This window comes from Paenibacillus sp. JZ16 (genome assembly GCF_015326965.1).
In the GTDB taxonomy this organism is placed as follows: domain Bacteria; phylum Bacillota; class Bacilli; order Paenibacillales; family Paenibacillaceae; genus Paenibacillus_AQ.
The window spans coordinates 6,303,479-6,319,376 of record NZ_CP017659.1 but is presented as its reverse complement, the minus strand read 5'-3'; the positions used below and the strand labels follow the sequence as shown (position 1 = coordinate 6,319,376).

Here is a 15,898-nt window from a genome sequence, read left to right as displayed (position 1 = left end):
ATCGCCTCGTAACGGCTGGATAACGGGGGCCACCCGGTGAATTTGAATCACACTCAAAAATTAGCATTCGGCTTAGGTTCGCTTCCAGGTTCTCGCAGCCAGCCGGAAATTCTCCGGGCAGGAACCTGTTCTCTGGGCAAGGTACGCAAAGCCTACTTGATTTTCTCATCGATTTGTACGTTTATAGGTTTATCATTTCAAGTATATATAGGGCGTAACTATCTGTCAATGCATGAACATTGCCACTACAGACTGGAGTCTTCAACCGGATTTCCTTCTGACATAATAAGCGAAAAAATGCTGCAGCAGCACTTTGATGACGGCAAAGACGGGAACAGCCAAAATCAAGCCCACGGTTCCTGCGATCTGACCGCCGACAAGGAGCGCAAAAATGATCAGGAGCGGATGCATATGCAGCTTTTTCCCCACCACTTGGGGCGAAATGATGTTGCTCTCCAGCGTCTGGCAGATCATATTAACGGCCACCACCAGCAGCACCATCTTCCAGGAAATCGTGGACGCCATCACAAGCGCAGGAGCCGCCCCGAGAAAAGGGCCCAAATACGGAATGATGTTAAACACCGCCACGATGCTTGCCAGCAGCAGTGCGTAAGGCATACCAACGATCATATAGCCTACATAAGCCAGTACGCCGATGATTAAGCATACCAGGAATTGTCCGCGAACATAGTTTCCAAGAGCCGTGTCGATTTCCTTAAGCAGCGTAACAATCGACTTCCGGCGGCTCCGCGGCAGATAGGATACTGCGGTTCGCTGGAACACCTCAAAATCTTTTAATATGTAAAAGATCAAGAATGGAACAATTAACACGTTAAACAGGATATTAATCGTGTTGCCGATATTGTCCATGAAATCCGAGATCCCTCCGGCCAGCCTCGATTCCATCTGCAAGAACCAGCTGTTGACGCCTGTCCTTACTCCCGGAGGCAGCAGCCTGCTGTCCAGATTGGTCATCAAGCTTTGGGCGTTCATCGTTAATTCAGGCAAGTGCTCGTTGAGCTCCTCCAGCTGTCGAATCAGCATCGGAATCATGTTCATCAGAATGACGGCAAGCGACGTGAGAAAGACGGCATAAATGAGCAGCACCGCCATGCTCCGCGGAACTTTGCGGTCAGAGAGCATGCATACAACCGGATTGAGCACATAAGATATGATCATGGCAACCAGAAATGGCGCCAGGACAGCTTTGAGAAATCGATAGACATCCAGAAACAGCGGACGCAGCAGCCAGACAAAGTAAAGAGAGATGAGTCCGAGCATTAACCATACCAACAATCGAAACCATTTGTTTTCGGTCAGCTGTTCCACACAGGCACCCTCCTTTTTCGAAAGCTACTCTGTAGTATATGTACAAGCATCCAGAAATAAACTAACATTTCCGCCGGACAAAGTGAAAAAGACTCCTGCTTCGTCAGCCGTACAGGCCTTCAGCAAGGAGTCGTTATCTTACAATATGTACGCGTTCTTTAGGAAGACGCGTGCATAGGAGGGAAATCCGGCTGCATTTCATCACCGAAGAACAAATCATCCAGCGAGCTGAGCGTCCCATCCTCTTCTACCTGGTATACGGACATTTTCTCTCCGTTGACTGTCAATTCGATAAAGCAACCCCAGCAATAAAACTGGTGGGAGCCGATTTTCCCAATATCTTTGGAACTACAGTTTGGACATTTCATCCTACCTCACCCTATCCGTTCACAGAATTAATGGCTTTTTCCAGACGCTGTTCGCTCATCGGGGGTACCATAACGGCACTTTCGCCGATAGCCATTTCCGCTGTGCAAGGCAGCCATTTGCGACCTTCGATCAAATCCGAGACAAATCCATCGGATATTTCCAACCCTAGTATTGTATTGCCCTGTTCCTGCTCAAAATAAACATCCGATATACGCCCGAGCAGGATACCATCCTCTGTCAAGACCTGCATCTCTTTCAGTTTGCGCTTGCCCAAAAGGTACGTAAGCGGTATATCATTGGCGCCCAGCTTGCGGACAGCCTCTTGGCTCCGGATCATGACGGCATCTTCCCCGTATGCTACGATATCTTCCCATGAGACGCTTTTCACATGCGAGGAAAACAAAGCCTTGCCTTCCAACTCCAACCCGGTAATCAACCAGTTCTCATCTAGTATAAAATCGTGGATTTTGCCGATTTCCTTACCGTTCTCCACGTCGAATACAGCCAGTCCAATCATTTCTTGAAGTTTCATATACAGTGGACACCTCCTCATCCTTCATGGTTTGAAATCAGCCGCCGGTCAAAATTTCGTTAGCCTGACGGGCCATTTCCAAGGATGAAATGGACGAACGCATACCCCCTATTCCCTAGAAGGAGAAATCCCTTAACATCTATTTACGTAACCGATTAAGGATGGTTCCAATTTTTTGGGCTGTGTACTCCATTTCTTGTGTAGTATTACCCAAACCGAAACTAAAACGAATCGCGGAGCGCAAAACAGGATCAGAAAGTTTCATTGCTTGGAGTACATGGGATATTTCCAGAGATCCCGACGTACAAGCCGAGCCGCTTGCCGCCGCAATTCTTTCCATATCGAGGTTCATCAGCATCGTCTCCGTGTTGGCACCGGGAAAGCTGATATTTAGGATGTGAGGTAGGTAATGTTCCGAATTTCCGTTGATCACAAAATCATCCTCGCCAATCTCCTGACGAAGCCCTTCAAGCAGCGTCGATCTCAGCTCGCGATAATGCCGGATACGCGCCTCCATATTATGAACGGTCCATTCCACTGCTGCTGTAAAACCGGCAATTCCAGCCATATTCTCTGTTCCGGCGCGACGCTTCTTCTCCTGCAGCCCTCCGAACAGACGCGGAGATACGCTGAGACCTCTGCGGACAACCAATGCTCCGACGCCCTGGGGTCCGTTGATTTTGTGGGCGGAAAAACTCCACATATCCACAGGAAGCTCGCGGCAGTTGATCGTTTCCGATCCCAAGGCTTGAACAGCATCGGTATGAAACACGATGCCCCGGCTGCGGCAGAGCTCGCCGATTTCGCTGATCGGCTGAACGGTGCCTACTTCATTGTTGCCATACATAATGGTGACAAGCACTGTGTTGTCCTGAATTGCACCCGCAATGTCCTCCACAGAGACACGCCCGGTAGAGTCGACGGGGACATAGGTAACCTCACAGCCCCTCCGTTCCAGCTCATGGCATGTATGAAGCACCGCATGGTGTTCAATCGCCGACGTAATCACATGCTTGCCCTTCACACCTAGCGACTCCAGCAATCCAAGTATAGCCAGATTATCGCTCTCGGTTCCGCCGGCCGTGAACACCAGCTCGTCCGATTGGCATCCTAAAAGGGACGCAATTCGATCACGCGCCCCATTCACGATCTTCTTCGCTTCCCGTCCAAAAGCATGAACGCTTGAAGCATTGCCGTATTGGCTTGTCATCACCTTCATCATCCGCTCGGCAACCTCCGGATGAACCGGGGTTGATGCGGCATGATCCAAATATACTGATCTCATATCCGTCACCCTTAAATATAGAACATATAGTTGTCTGCAGCAGACTGTTCCTGATAGTTGATCAGATAATCCAGCGTCGTGGAATCCAGCACTTCAGCAATGCTGTCGCGGATGCGCAGCCACAGATCCCGCTTCGCCGGATCGTCCTCTTCCGTGAAGTCCACAGGGGATATCGGTCCTTCCAGTACGCGGATGACGTCCCCGGCCGTTATGGATGCCGGATCACGGGACAGGATATAGCCTCCGTATGCGCCGCGGATGCTTTTGACCAGCCCCGCATTCCGCAGCGGTGCGATCAGCTGCTCAAGATAATGTTCTGACAGCTGGTTCTTCTCGGCAATGCTCTTCAGCGAAGTCGGCCCTTCACCAAACCTGGCGGCCAGCTCCATCATAATGGTTAATCCGTATCTTCCTTTTGTTGATATCTTCAAAGGTGACACCTCTTTCGGTAATTGTATATTATGTCCATACTGTAATGAGTTGTAGGTGGCGGGTGAGCGATAAATACGGCGTAATCTACGTGTGAAGCAGCTTATCCTGTATTTTTCTCCGTATTCCGATCATTACCCTCAGCTTATGGTAACATATCCTGGACCTCAATGGGTAATATTCCAGCTGGAAAGATTGAAAAATGTTCACCCTGAGTGGACAAAATGAAACGTGTGAACCTTGTTCCAATATGTTAAAATACCTCCATGGGCACAATTCAATATGAAAATGGTGATAACGATGTCAAAAGAAAAACATAACACTCGTATCGTTGTCGGCATGTCGGGAGGAGTCGACTCCTCCGTAACAGCGCTCCTGCTCAAACAGCAGGGCTATGAAGTGATCGGCATCTTTATGAAAAACTGGGATGATACCGATGAGCTTGGCTACTGCACAGCTGAAGCGGACGCTGAAGACGTGCGCCGCGTGTGCGAGCAGCTCGACATTCCCTACTATACCGTCAATTTCGAGAAGGAATACTTTGATAAAGTATTTACCTATTTCCTCGATGAATATAAATCTGGGAGAACGCCGAACCCCGATGTCATGTGCAACCGTGAAATCAAATTCGGCGAATTTCTGAACAAGGCCATGGATCTGGGAGCCGACTATGTCGCTACCGGCCATTACGCCCGCGTCATCGAAGAAGACGGACAGTACCGGCTGCTGCGCGGCGTAGACAGCAACAAGGATCAAACCTACTTCCTCAATGCGCTGAGCCAAGAGCAGCTCTCCAAGGCGATGTTCCCGATCGGGCATCTGCCGAAACCGGAAGTTCGCCGACTCGCCGAAGAAGCCGGACTGTATACCGCCAAGAAAAAAGACAGCACCGGCGTTTGTTTCATCGGCGAACGGAATTTCAAAGAATTTCTTGGACAATACCTCCCCGCACAATCCGGCGATATGGTGGACATTGTCACCGGTGAGGTGAAAGGCCGCCATGATGGCCTGATGTACTACACGCTGGGACAACGCCAAGGTCTCGGAATTGGCGGCTCAGGCTCCGGAGAGCCTTGGTTTGTTGCCGACAAGGATTTGACTAACAATATTTTGTACGTTGTTCAAGGCGACCATCCGTGTTTGTATTCAACCGGACTCGTTGCCTCCGGAATGAACTGGATTGCAGGACAAGACGCTATGCCCAAAGACGCCTACACCTGCACCGCGAAATTCCGCTACCGTCAGCCGGACCAGGAAGTAACGATAACGCCGCGCGAAGACGGAACCGTTCATGTCGCGTTTGCGAAGCCGCAAAAAGCAATCACGCCGGGCCAAGCCGTTGTCTTCTACCAAGGGGACGAATGCCTTGGCGGCGGAACGATCGAAACGGCGGATAAAGTTCCTTATTAAACCGCTGGCCTAAACGAAAAGAGAGCACACACTTTAACCGGAAGATTCCGTAAAGTGTGTGCTCTTTTTTTACATGTTAGCGAAGAACATATTCTACCGTTTCTCCGCGTTCCAGGCTGGCGGATACGTCAATGAAACGCTGATTCGAGCTGCCTCGGAAGGGAAGCGAGACATCCCTTAGCTCCAACTGGAATTTACCGTCCACGATAACGTCGCACTGTTTTGCCAATTCGCGCAGCTTCGGCTGTCTCATCAGCGCTTCAAAGGTGAAGCCCGTGTAGGCCCATATGCTTTTCCCGGGACAGAGGGTCCTGAGCTTGCGAACAAATGCCGCGCATTCCTCCGGCGAGAAGAACGGGTCCCCACCGCATAAGGTCACGCCATCCAGCAAAGGGTTGTCGACGATATCCTGCAGTATGGACGCTGACAATTCTTCTGTAAACGGCTCCCCCGCTTCAAAGTCCCAGGAATCCGTATTAAAGCATCCGGCGCAGGCATGACGGCAGCCGCTCACGAATAGAACTGCCCGAAGTCCCGGGCCTTCATTAATGCTCTCGGGGATATATCCGCACACATTCACAGATGCTTCACCCGATCCCTGACCTCAGCCTGTTTGGCCGAATTGAAGCGCTCCGTATAATTGCCCGTAAGGTATCCCGTCACCCTCCGCAGCCGCTGGAAGTTCCCATTGTCTTCAGTAGCGCCACATCCAGGGCAAGAGCTTCCGATGATCCCTTCGTAGTTGCATGCCGAACAACGGTCGACGGGATGGTTTACGGAGAAATATCCAATGTTCTGCTGCAGGGCAAACTGCACGATGTCCCGAAAAGCAGCCGTATTCTGCCGGGCATTGCCGTCGAGCTCCACATATGAAATCGCTCCTGCATTACACAGCTCATGGAAAGGAGATTCGGAACGGATTTTGCGGTACGCGGCCATCGGATAGTACACCGGAACATGAAACGAGTTCGTATAGTACTCACGGTCTGTCACACCCTCGATCACACCGAAGGTTTGCCGGTCCAGCTTCGTGAATTTTCCGGACAGCCCTTCTGCCGGCGTGGCAAACAACGTAATGTTCAGATCGTATTTTTCACTGGCCGCATCGCAGAATTGACGCATATGCCGGATGATTTCGATTCCCAGCCTGCGGCTGTTCTCATCCTCTCCGTGATGCAGTCCGGTCAACGCCTTCAGGCATTCTGCAAGCCCAATGAATCCAAGTGCCAGAGTGCCGTGCTTAATCAGTTCGCGTACCTTGTCCTCCGGGGCCAGGTCTTCGCCGCCTTCCCACACGCCTTCCCGCATCATAAAATCGGACGCTTTGGCCGGTTGGTCCGCCTGCAGCTCGTAGCGGTGAATCAAACCCTCTACCGCAATCGTCATATACTGATCCAACTGCTCGTAGAAGAGGCTCAGGTCGGGCATATCCCGCTTGCCTTCGACGATACCATGCTCGATGCCGAGACGAACCAGATTGATCGTATTGAAGGACAAATTGCCTTTTCCGCTCAGGCGGTTTCGCCCGAACCGGTCTGAAATCGTCCGTGTCCTGCAGCCCATGGTGGCAATAATCGTGTCTGGCTCGTCCGGGTTATAGTAGACCAGATTAAACGACGCATCCACGTTGACAAAGTTCGGGTAGAGCCTGCGGCTGGAGCACTCAACGGCTTTCAGGAACAGATCGTAATTGGGCTCCCCTTCCGCCTGGTTAACCCCTTGCTTGCACTGGAAAATATGCTGCGGAAATATCGGCGTCTCTCCCCCGCCGAGTCCTCTCATCGTGGCATCCAATAGAGCATGGGACACCAGCCTTCCTTCCGTTGACGTGCACATGCCATAGTTCAGCGATGTGAAAGGGATCTGTCCACCGGCCCGGCTGCTCATCGTGTTTAAATTATGGATCAGGGATTCCGCGGCCTGTTTTACTTCATTCACCGTTTCGTTATATGCGTAATGATATATTCGCGGATAAGAGTCCTTCAACTGCTTGTTGTCTATGTATAATTCGTTATCGGGAAGAACTTGTACATTGGGTCTATGCTTGCCCTGCTCCACCTCTCCGAAGTAGGCAAGCCCTTTCCGAAAATGCCGGTGAAACGATTTGCCGACATACGGGGCCAGATCCCAATCGATTTTATTTCCGGACACGCCGCCGAATTGACTGTTCTGCTGAGATTGAAATATGATGGCCACCAGCGCCATCGCGGTCATGATGCTCTGCGGCGGCCTGACCGATCCGTTACCGGTATTGAACCCTTTGGCCAATAGACGGTCAAACGGGATGAAAATACAGTTCGTCGTACCGAGTGCATACTGGTCCAGGTCGTGCACGTACACATAACCATCCCTGACCGCTCTCATGAGCTCTCCGGGCAGGATAAATTTGCTTGCCATCCATTTGGCATACTCAGAGCCGATCCGACTCATTTTTCCACTGAAGGATTCCCCGTTCAGATTCGCATTCTCCCGCAGCAGATCCAGATTCGTTACCCCAATCACATCCCTGCTGATCTTGTAGAGTTCTCCCCGCCGCATCCGCTCCAGATCACGGGCTTCCCTGTAATGTTGATAAGCTGCCGCTGCCGCTGCATAACCTGTGCTTTCCAATTGTTCAACAACAATATCTTGAATATCCTCCACACTCACCTGCTCCATCCCCGCGGTGACGCGGGCAACCTCCTCGCCAAGCTGCAGGGAAGCCTCCTTGCGGGACACCCCCTCAACAGCTATAAAAGCTTTATCCACTGCCTTCACAATCCGGCTTATCTCAAAATTCACCAGGCATCCGTCTCTCTTCATGACTTTCATGAAACGAATCAACTCCTTCTTCTCAGATCATTTATACACTATATATAGTTTCGTTTTATCAATTTACATCCATATATAGTTTGATGCTGTGAGATAGATCACGTCTGCTGATCCTATGAAGTGTATCAGCGATTCCTGACAACGTCCTTAAAGGACATGAATCCCAACAGAAAAAAGGCACTCGAGTGAGCATTGATCACATCGGGTACCTTCTTGTTTAACCACAGTAGAATTAACTTTCGGCAGGCGGCATCGGGGTTGGTGTCGGCTTAGCATAACCTGTGCTGTATTTCTCGTCGATTGCGGTCCGAATATCCTTCAGGCTTTTGCCCTCGCTGCTCATTTTGGCAGATTCCACGGCAATGTCCAGGCATACCCCGCAGCGGGTGCCATGATCGTCCCACACCACGGTGCCGTCCTCCTGAATCTCATCAATAAAACAGTTCAGATTGCTCTCATGACCGGCACTGTCCCCACAGCCGCAATAACAAGGAATGTATTTCAGGACATCACTGACCTGCGCGGACAAGGCATAGATCGTCTGGAGCTCGCTGGTCTGGCTCTTCAAAAAGGCAGGCAGCTCATCAATCGAAGCCGTCGCCTCCTGGATATCCCCGTTGGACAGCTGCGTCTGATGTCCGTGCTCATGCGCTGCCTTGGTTGCCTGTCCACTTTCAACCTGCTCCTGGGCGCTTTTCCCCGAACAGCCGCTCAGCATAAGACCGGCGGACAGCAGCAGGATGACAAACCGTTGTTTCCCTTTTTTCATCATTCGTTTCCTCCATTTAACTAAACTAGCGGCCGTTAATCCCGTTCTCGCTGTACGACCCTATTCTTCGCGTCGTAATCGCTGATTGTGCGCGATCTTGGCTTCGTTCCCCTGCTCCGTCGCCTGATAGAACACCCGGCGGGAGAGCTCCTTCGGCAAATATTCCTGCTTCACGTAATGGCCCGGATAATCGTGCGGGTACTTATAGCCGACATGTCCCAGCTTCACGGCGCCCGAATAATGCGCATCACGCAGATGAAGCGGTACCTCCGCCGATTTTACTTCATCCATGGCGGACATCGCCCGTGATATTGCGGTCACAACGCCATCGGATTTTGGACTTTCCACCGCAAACAGGATAGCCTGGGCGATATTAAGCTTGGCTTCCGGCCAGCCGTTATTCCGGTAGGCGTCCAGTGCGCTTACCGCCTGCACCATCGCTTGCGGATTAGCCAGCCCGATATCCTCGCTGCTGGCAGCAATCAAGCGGCGGATGAACACCATCGGGTCCATCCCCAGCTTTTCGACCGCATACAGGAACCAGAACAATGCCGCATCGCTGGAACCCCGAATGCTTTTATGAAAGGCGGACAGCACGTCATACTGCGTGGACTCGTCCGCCTTGACGAGCGGCTTGCGTATCGATTCCTCGGCCACATCCAGCGTAATATGGACCGTGCCGCCTGCATCAGGCGGGGTCGTCATCGCAGCGAGCTCAAGCGCATTCAATGCACGCCGGATGTCGCCGTTCGCCATCGTTGCAATATGCTCCAATGCTTCCTCATCTGCCTGAAGCTCCATGAATCCAAGACCTTTATCCGGATCGGATAGCGCGCGCTGCATCGCGATCATGGAATGGTTCTTATTCAGCGGCTCAAGCTGGAACAAGGTTGAACGGCTCATCAAGGCCCCATTTACGTAATGAAAGGGGTTCTCCGTCGTCGCGCCGATAAATATAATCGTGCCGTTCTCCACGGCAGGCAGCAGCGCGTCCTGTCTTGAGCTGTTAAAGCGGTGGACCTCATCCAGAAACAGGATCGTTTTGGTGCCGTACAAACTGCGGTTGCTCTGGGCTTGCTCAATGACCTCCCTGACGTCCTTAACCGAGGCCTCCACCGCATTCAGCCGAACGAAGTACCCCTTCGTTTGCTGTGAGATAATATGCGCAAGCGTCGTTTTGCCGCATCCCGGCGGGCCGTACAATAAAATGGAAGAGACCTGGTCTGCCTCTATGGCCCGTCTGAGCAGTTTGCCCGGACCGATAATATGTTCTTGTCCTATATATTCATCCAGCGACGAAGGGCGCATCCGATCGGCCAGCAGCCGGGAATCCCGATCCCCTTCACGCCCGATACTGAATAAATCCATTGCTACACTTCCTTGTCTGATATCAATGTAACGATAAGCCGGTTTCAATCAAATCCGTCACACTCTATCATACCATATTCAGTTTCGCCATGCCTGTAGCAACCCTATGACATCCATTTTAGTGATTCGGAAATCCATCGATATTCGCGCCCGTTTAACATGGTAACGAACTTTTATCGTTCCGGAGCGTTACATAATATAGAAATTATACAGGGTATCCGAAGTGAGGTAGACGAAATCTCGCTAGACCATCCAAAGCTCGAAGGGAGGTTCTTGAAATGAAACGAAAACCTATGCGAAAAATGACCCTCTTCATCATCTTGGCAGCTGCACTTTTCATCCTCGCCGTTTGGACCTTGATCCGGTATATCGAGAATCTGGGCTCTTCCTACCAAATGCTTGGTTAAGCAAAAAGCAGAACAAAAAAGTCCCGCAGAGAAAGCACATGCAGACATGTGCCACCCCACGGGACATCTTCCTATCTTTCCATTTCACACTGCATTACAACGTTAGTAACACAATCTCACCTTACTCCACGGGCCAGCCGCTGGCAGTAATTTCTGAAGTCTCCGTCCTGATATACGTTGGCAGCGGCTCATTATGCAGCAGCCACAGCTCATGCAGTGCCCGCGTACATCCCACATACATCAGCTTGGCATCCCATGCTTTTTCCGCGTAATGCGCCCGATCTGCATCCGCCACCACCACCGCATCGAACTCAAGCCCCTTGGACAAATAAACAGGAAGCACGGAATAACCGCCCTGATACGTTCCTTTGCTGCCATCGATCAGATTCAGCATCGGCCACGCAGTAATGAATTGCTCATGCAGCTCTTGCGCTTCTCGCAAGGTTCGAGTGAGTATAGCGACCGTCCGATATTCCTTAGCGATGAGTGCCTCCATCGCCCGTTCCAAATCTCTCGTTCGGGATTTCGCCGAATCATAAGGAATCAGGCGAACGGTATCGCCGCTCCGGAATACCGGAACGGCAAGCAGATCACTGCTGACACCCTTCTCCAAAATGCCGTTCGCAAATTCGATGATCTCCATCGTGGAGCGATAACTGCGTGTAAGCGCAAAATAGGCTGTTTCCTCTTCCTTAAACAGGGAGCTCATCTCTTCCCACGCATGAACGCCGCGATAGGCATGAATGCCCTGCGACAAATCACCTAATATGGTGAAGGAATGTCCTCTGACGAACAGGTCCAGCACAGCCACCTGAAATGGCGAGAAATCCTGAGCCTCATCAATAACGATATGGTCAAAACGCTGCTCTCCGGTAATATCATTCAATAAACAGTGGAAATACAGCAAGGCAGGCAAATCCTCTTCGCGGACCACGTTTTTCTTCAGATCTTTACGCGTTGCGGCGAGCACCTCGGACGGAATCAGAGCGGATAGCTCTTCAAACCACGATCCGGTTGCCTTAACCGCCCCAAACAATTGTTTATATAATGAGACCGGCTCAAATTTCGGCCATCGGTTCCCATAAGCCTTTTCTCGTTGAGCCGCTTTTTTCTTCCGTTCTTTCATCACGGCCGCTGATGGCGATTTCTTCAGCTCCATCTCGACCCAGCGGTGCAGCCTGGCCAGCAGCCGTTCCTTCCGCTTGGCCAGCGGGTACGGTTTATATTCCTGGTAGAACCATTCCGCGATCGTCTCCTGTTTCAGTACAGCCCCATCCCATGGAGAGAAGTCCCCGTCCGGAAGAGCCTCCGTTTCGATGGACTCCACGCAGCGCCGGATGATCTCCATCAGTCTCAATGAGCCTTTGTAGCGCCCGCTGACATTATCGTCAATATCCGGGGTACCCTGACCTGGCTCTGTCTCGAACCATCGATGAAGCGTCTGTGCATGATCATCCGAAGCGAGCTGAATATCGAGCAGTTCCGCTGCCCAATCGCCAAATGTGCGCTGCTGTATATCGCCGACTCCGAGCTCAGGCAGCACGTCGGATATGTAATCCAGAAACATCAGGTTGGGTGCGAATATGATCATTTTCTCCGCGGTTACCTGCTCCTTGTACTGATAGAGCAAATATGCCAGCCGATGCAGCGCCACCGTCGTTTTTCCGCTTCCCGCCACCCCTTGGATGATAAGTGCGGTATTTTTGGCAGCCCGGATGATTTTGTCCTGCTCGGCCTGAATCGTGGATACGATATCCCGCAGCCGGTTATCCTTGTTCTCCCCGAGACGGTAAACCAAAAACTCATCGGATACGGCAGGTCCGCCGCTTTCCCGATTGTACGTATCCGATACCCGTTCCAAAATTTGCTTTCGGATCACGACGTTGCGTTTTAAATAGACTAGCCCCTCGATGATTCCTTCGGGTGCTTCGAACGAAGCCGGGTCGGTACCGCCGGTAAACGAATAAAAAAGACTCGCGACCGGAGCTCGCCAATCAATCACCATCGGGTGATCCCCGGCATCTTCCTTATCGAAGCCGATCTTCCCGATGTAGAGCGGTTTCTTCGCTCCCGTTCCGCTCTCCTGAAAATCCAGCCTCCCGAAGTAAGGCTCCGGCAAACTTTTGGCGAGGGCCTGCCGTTTCTCTTCCCGTCCTGCTTCGAGCACCTGCTCCGTAAAATCATGGCCCGTGTATACCGGAATGCCGCGCAAACGTTCAAGCTGACGGTCAATTTCAACGATAACCTCGTTTAGTCTTGACTCTTCTTCTTGATAGGCACTTTGAAAAGATTCTGACACTTTCAGTTACCTCCTAAGAAACATATTTTTTTCGCATCGAAGTCTGGCTTTAAGGGCCGTGACACAAAAAGGAGTTTCATTGTAGCACAACTGGCCCGGATATACTAGCAAAGCTCTGTCACAGGAATTTTATTGTTTGGGTTTGTTGTCCTGATCGCTTTCGTCCACGGCAGCAAAAAACGCAGCGTCCTTTGACGCTGCGTCTGGTTAACCACGCTCAACTTTGCCGAAAGGCTGTTCTTACTCCATGCCTTCCGTTTACCTATCGTTTTCTCGAGCCGAGTTTAATTTTGTCCGGATGCCTCGTTACAACGAAACGCCGCCTTTTTCAAGCAGTTCTTTCACCGTTACGCTCACCATAATCAGTCCGGCCACAGGCGGAACGAATGCATTGCTTGCCGGAGGCTGCTTCGCTTTCCGGATTTCAGGAGCATTCTCGGGTACAATCTTCTCCGTAACGTCCTGGCGGGGCTTCATCGGCTCCTCTAGTGAGAAAACAACCTTGACCCCTTTCTTGATGCCGTCTTTGCGCAGCTTGGTGCGTACAATACGGGCAATCGGATCCATGGACGTTTTGGAGATGTCAGCTACCTGGAACTTCGTGGGGTCCATTTTGTTGGCTGCCCCCATGCTGGAGATGATCGGAATACCGCGCCGCAGGCATTCCTTGATCAGATGTACTTTATAAATAATCGTATCCGACGCATCAATCACATAATCCAGATCGAATTTAAACAACTCTTCATACGTCTCTTCGGTGTAGAACATGTTCAGGGCGATCGCTTCACATTCCGGATTGATCAGTTTGACACGTTCAACCATCAGGTCTGCTTTCTTCTGACCTACCGTGGTCGTTAAGGCATGGATCTGCCGATTGATGTTGGTGATATCCACCACGTCTTTGTCGATCAGAATGATACGGCCTACCCCGGAACGGGCGAGGGCTTCCACCGCAATGCCCCCCACGCCGCCGATACCCAGCACGGCTACCGTGCTGTTCTTCATCACTTCAAGGCCCTCAGGACCAATGGCTAATTCCGTACGGGAAAATTGGTGCAGCATAATTCAAGCAACCTCCTTTATCAAGAACAACGGACTTATTTCTCGTCGCCCGGCTTCTTGGCGAGTTTGATATGCAGCTGCTCCAGCTGTCCTCCGTCCACCTGGGAAGGAGCGTCCATCAACAGATCCGTTGCGCTTGCCGTTTTCGGGAACGCAATCGTTTCACGCAGGTTCGTGCGTCCGGCAAGCAGCATCACCAAACGGTCCAACCCGAAGGCGATTCCGCCGTGTGGAGGAGTACCGTATTCAAAGGCGTCCATAAGATAACCGAATTTGTCGTGCGCCACTTCCGGTGACATACCAAGAGCCGCAAACATTTTCTCTTGGATCTCGCGTTTGAATATCCGCATGGAACCGCCGCCTACTTCATATCCATTCAGAACGATGTCGTAAGCTTCCGCGCGCACGGCAAGCGGATCCGTATCCATCAATTCCAGATCTTCGTCTTTTGGACGGGTGAACGGATGATGCTCGGCCACATAACGCTTCGCCTCTTCATCATAGCTGAACAGCGGGAAGTCCAGCACCCAAGCAAACTTGTACTCGTTGTCGTTGATCAGGCCAAGCTGACGTCCGATTTTCAAGCGGAGCGCGCCAAGCACGTCGGCAACCACTTTTTTATTGTCTGCGGAGAACAGCAGCAAGTCGCCGTCTTCGGCTCCTGTGCGTTCCCTTACCGCTTCAATTTCCTGCTCGCTGAAGAATTTCACGATCGGCCCCTTGAACTCGCCTTCTTTCACTTGAATCCAAGCAAGACCCTTCGCTCCGTAACGGGCTGCATATGGCCCCAGATCATCAATTTCCTTACGTGTCCAAGTCCCGCAGCCTTTAGCGTTCAAACACTTGACTTCGCCGCCTTTTTCAATGACGGAAGAGAATACTTTGACGCCGCTGCTTGCAACGATATCGTTCATTTCGATCAATTCCATACCGAAGCGGAGATCCGGCTTGTCGGAGCCGTATTTACCCATCGCATCAGCATAACTGATACGCTGGAATGGTGTTGCAAGCTCAACGCCGATGGTTTCCTTGAACAGCTTCACCATCAGCTGCTCCATCATGTTCAGCAGGTCGTCGCGCTCCATGAAGGACGTCTCGATGTCGACCTGGGTAAATTCGGGCTGACGGTCAGCCCGCAAGTCTTCGTCACGGAAGCAGCGTGCAATTTGGTAGTAACGTTCAAGCCCGCTCACCATAAGGAGCTGCTTATAAATTTGTGGAGATTGCGGAAGCGCAAAGAATTCACCTGCGTGTACGCGGCTCGGTACGAGATAGTCGCGTGCGCCTTCCGGGGAGCTCTTGGTCAGAATTGGCGTCTCCACGTCCACGAAGCCCTCGTCATCGAGGAAGTCGCGGAATACTTTCGACGCTTTGGAGCGCAGCATCAGCGTTTTTTGCATCTCTGGACGACGAAGGTCCAGATAGCGATACTTCAAACGAAGCTGCTCATCCACTTCCACGCCGTCTTCGATAAAGAACGGAGGCGTTTTGGCTGCATTCAGCACTTCAATGCTTGTCACTTGAACTTCGATTTCGCCAGTAGGCAAATTCGGGTTGAACGTTTCTGGATCACGCTTTACGACTTTACCGGATACGGCCACCACGAATTCGCTGCGGACCTTATCGGCAACAGCCAAAGCTTCGCCTGAGAAATCCGGGTTAAATACGATTTGCATGATGCCGCTCCGATCGCGAAGATCAATGAACAGCACGCCGCCCAAGTCGCGGCGGGTTTGTACCCAGCCGTTCAGTGTTACAGTTTCTCCAATGTTCGCGGTTGTCAGATGACCGCATTGATGCGTCCTTTTCATCGTTTATCATTCCCCTT

14 protein-coding genes are annotated in these 15,898 nt (G+C 51.5%); 2 read left to right on the top strand and 12 right to left on the bottom strand.

From position 1 onward, the window contains the following. Positions 1-261: 261 nt before the first annotated feature. From BJP58_RS28245 to cymR, 5 genes are all read right to left on the bottom strand, one after another. The gene (locus BJP58_RS28245) at positions 262-1,329 is read right to left on the bottom strand and encodes an AI-2E family transporter (RefSeq protein WP_071222776.1); all 1,068 of its coding nucleotides are present in this window, start codon (positions 1,327-1,329) and stop codon (positions 262-264) included. Positions 1,330-1,487: 158 nt separating this feature from the next. After that, positions 1,488-1,697, bottom strand: a complete 210-nt coding sequence (locus BJP58_RS28240) for a hypothetical protein (protein ID WP_071222775.1) — start codon at positions 1,695-1,697, stop codon at positions 1,488-1,490. A gap of 11 nt (positions 1,698-1,708) precedes the next feature. After that, positions 1,709-2,230 (bottom strand): PRC-barrel domain-containing protein, encoded by a 522-nt coding sequence (locus BJP58_RS28235; RefSeq protein ID WP_071222774.1) that lies wholly within the window; start codon positions 2,228-2,230, stop codon positions 1,709-1,711. Positions 2,231-2,369: 139 nt separating this feature from the next. Next, the gene (locus BJP58_RS28230) at positions 2,370-3,515 is read right to left on the bottom strand and encodes a cysteine desulfurase family protein (RefSeq protein WP_194541516.1); all 1,146 of its coding nucleotides are present in this window, start codon (positions 3,513-3,515) and stop codon (positions 2,370-2,372) included. Between the two features lie 11 nt (positions 3,516-3,526). Continuing rightward, on the bottom strand, positions 3,527-3,946 hold the full coding sequence (cymR, locus tag BJP58_RS28225; protein WP_071222772.1) for a cysteine metabolism transcriptional regulator CymR: 420 nt from the start codon (positions 3,944-3,946) through the stop codon (positions 3,527-3,529). 298 nt (positions 3,947-4,244) lie between these two features. Between cymR and mnmA the strand changes: the two genes are divergently transcribed. Continuing rightward, positions 4,245-5,354, top strand: coding sequence for a tRNA 2-thiouridine(34) synthase MnmA (mnmA, locus tag BJP58_RS28220; RefSeq protein ID WP_194541515.1), 1,110 nt, complete (start codon positions 4,245-4,247; stop codon positions 5,352-5,354). A 76-nt stretch (positions 5,355-5,430) separates the two neighbouring features. Here mnmA and nrdG read toward each other — a convergent pair whose 3' ends face one another. The 4 genes from nrdG to BJP58_RS28200 form a co-directional block, all read right to left on the bottom strand. Continuing rightward, a complete protein-coding gene (nrdG, locus tag BJP58_RS28215) occupies positions 5,431-5,934 on the bottom strand; it encodes an anaerobic ribonucleoside-triphosphate reductase activating protein (RefSeq protein ID WP_194541514.1) in 504 nt (167 codons plus the stop codon). Continuing rightward, on the bottom strand, positions 5,931-8,165 hold the full coding sequence (locus BJP58_RS28210) for an anaerobic ribonucleoside triphosphate reductase (protein WP_194541513.1): 2,235 nt from the start codon (positions 8,163-8,165) through the stop codon (positions 5,931-5,933). Before BJP58_RS28210 ends, nrdG begins: the two co-directional genes overlap by 4 nt. 232 nt (positions 8,166-8,397) lie before the next feature. Next, entirely contained in the window at positions 8,398-8,937 is a 540-nt protein-coding gene (locus tag BJP58_RS28205; RefSeq protein ID WP_194541512.1) for a PCYCGC domain-containing protein, read from the bottom strand. 57 nt (positions 8,938-8,994) lie between these two features. Further along, positions 8,995-10,302 (bottom strand): replication-associated recombination protein A, encoded by a 1,308-nt coding sequence (locus BJP58_RS28200; protein ID WP_194541511.1) that lies wholly within the window; start codon positions 10,300-10,302, stop codon positions 8,995-8,997. A gap of 278 nt (positions 10,303-10,580) precedes the next feature. Here BJP58_RS28200 and BJP58_RS34000 point away from each other — a divergent pair, with 278 nt between their 5' ends. Then, on the top strand, positions 10,581-10,709 hold the full coding sequence (locus BJP58_RS34000; RefSeq protein ID WP_267907843.1) for a hypothetical protein: 129 nt from the start codon (positions 10,581-10,583) through the stop codon (positions 10,707-10,709). 121 nt (positions 10,710-10,830) lie between these two features. On the opposite strand, the gene BJP58_RS28195 is transcribed toward BJP58_RS34000, so the two are convergent. The 3 genes from BJP58_RS28195 to aspS form a co-directional block, all read right to left on the bottom strand. Further along, the gene (locus tag BJP58_RS28195; RefSeq protein ID WP_194541510.1) at positions 10,831-13,008 is read right to left on the bottom strand and encodes a HelD family protein; all 2,178 of its coding nucleotides are present in this window, start codon (positions 13,006-13,008) and stop codon (positions 10,831-10,833) included. Between the two features lie 306 nt (positions 13,009-13,314). Further along, positions 13,315-14,070 (bottom strand): tRNA threonylcarbamoyladenosine dehydratase, encoded by a 756-nt coding sequence (locus BJP58_RS28190; protein ID WP_076320449.1) that lies wholly within the window; start codon positions 14,068-14,070, stop codon positions 13,315-13,317. A gap of 35 nt (positions 14,071-14,105) precedes the next feature. After that, positions 14,106-15,881, bottom strand: coding sequence for an aspartate--tRNA ligase (gene aspS, locus BJP58_RS28185; protein ID WP_194541509.1), 1,776 nt, complete (start codon positions 15,879-15,881; stop codon positions 14,106-14,108). Positions 15,882-15,898: the final 17 nt, after the last annotated feature.

Excerpts from the sequence above, each read along its gene's own strand:
- BJP58_RS28200 (WP_194541511.1), bottom strand. The coding sequence starts at position 10,302 with ATGGATTTATTCAGTATCGGGCGTGAAGGGGATCGGGATTCCCGGCTG.
- BJP58_RS28190 (WP_076320449.1), bottom strand. The coding sequence starts at position 14,070 with ATGCTGCACCAATTTTCCCGTACGGAATTAGCCATTGGTCCTGAGGGC.
- mnmA (WP_194541515.1), top strand. The coding sequence starts at position 4,245 with ATGTCAAAAGAAAAACATAACACTCGTATCGTTGTCGGCATGTCGGGA.
- aspS (WP_194541509.1), bottom strand. The coding sequence starts at position 15,881 with ATGAAAAGGACGCATCAATGCGGTCATCTGACAACCGCGAACATTGGA.
- BJP58_RS28205 (WP_194541512.1), bottom strand. The coding sequence starts at position 8,937 with ATGATGAAAAAAGGGAAACAACGGTTTGTCATCCTGCTGCTGTCCGCC.
- BJP58_RS28240 (WP_071222775.1), bottom strand. The coding sequence starts at position 1,697 with ATGAAATGTCCAAACTGTAGTTCCAAAGATATTGGGAAAATCGGCTCC.
- BJP58_RS28235 (WP_071222774.1), bottom strand. The coding sequence starts at position 2,230 with ATGAAACTTCAAGAAATGATTGGACTGGCTGTATTCGACGTGGAGAAC.
- BJP58_RS28230 (WP_194541516.1), bottom strand. The coding sequence starts at position 3,515 with ATGAGATCAGTATATTTGGATCATGCCGCATCAACCCCGGTTCATCCG.
- BJP58_RS34000 (WP_267907843.1), top strand. The coding sequence starts at position 10,581 with ATGAAACGAAAACCTATGCGAAAAATGACCCTCTTCATCATCTTGGCA.
- BJP58_RS28210 (WP_194541513.1), bottom strand. The coding sequence starts at position 8,165 with ATGAAAGTCATGAAGAGAGACGGATGCCTGGTGAATTTTGAGATAAGC.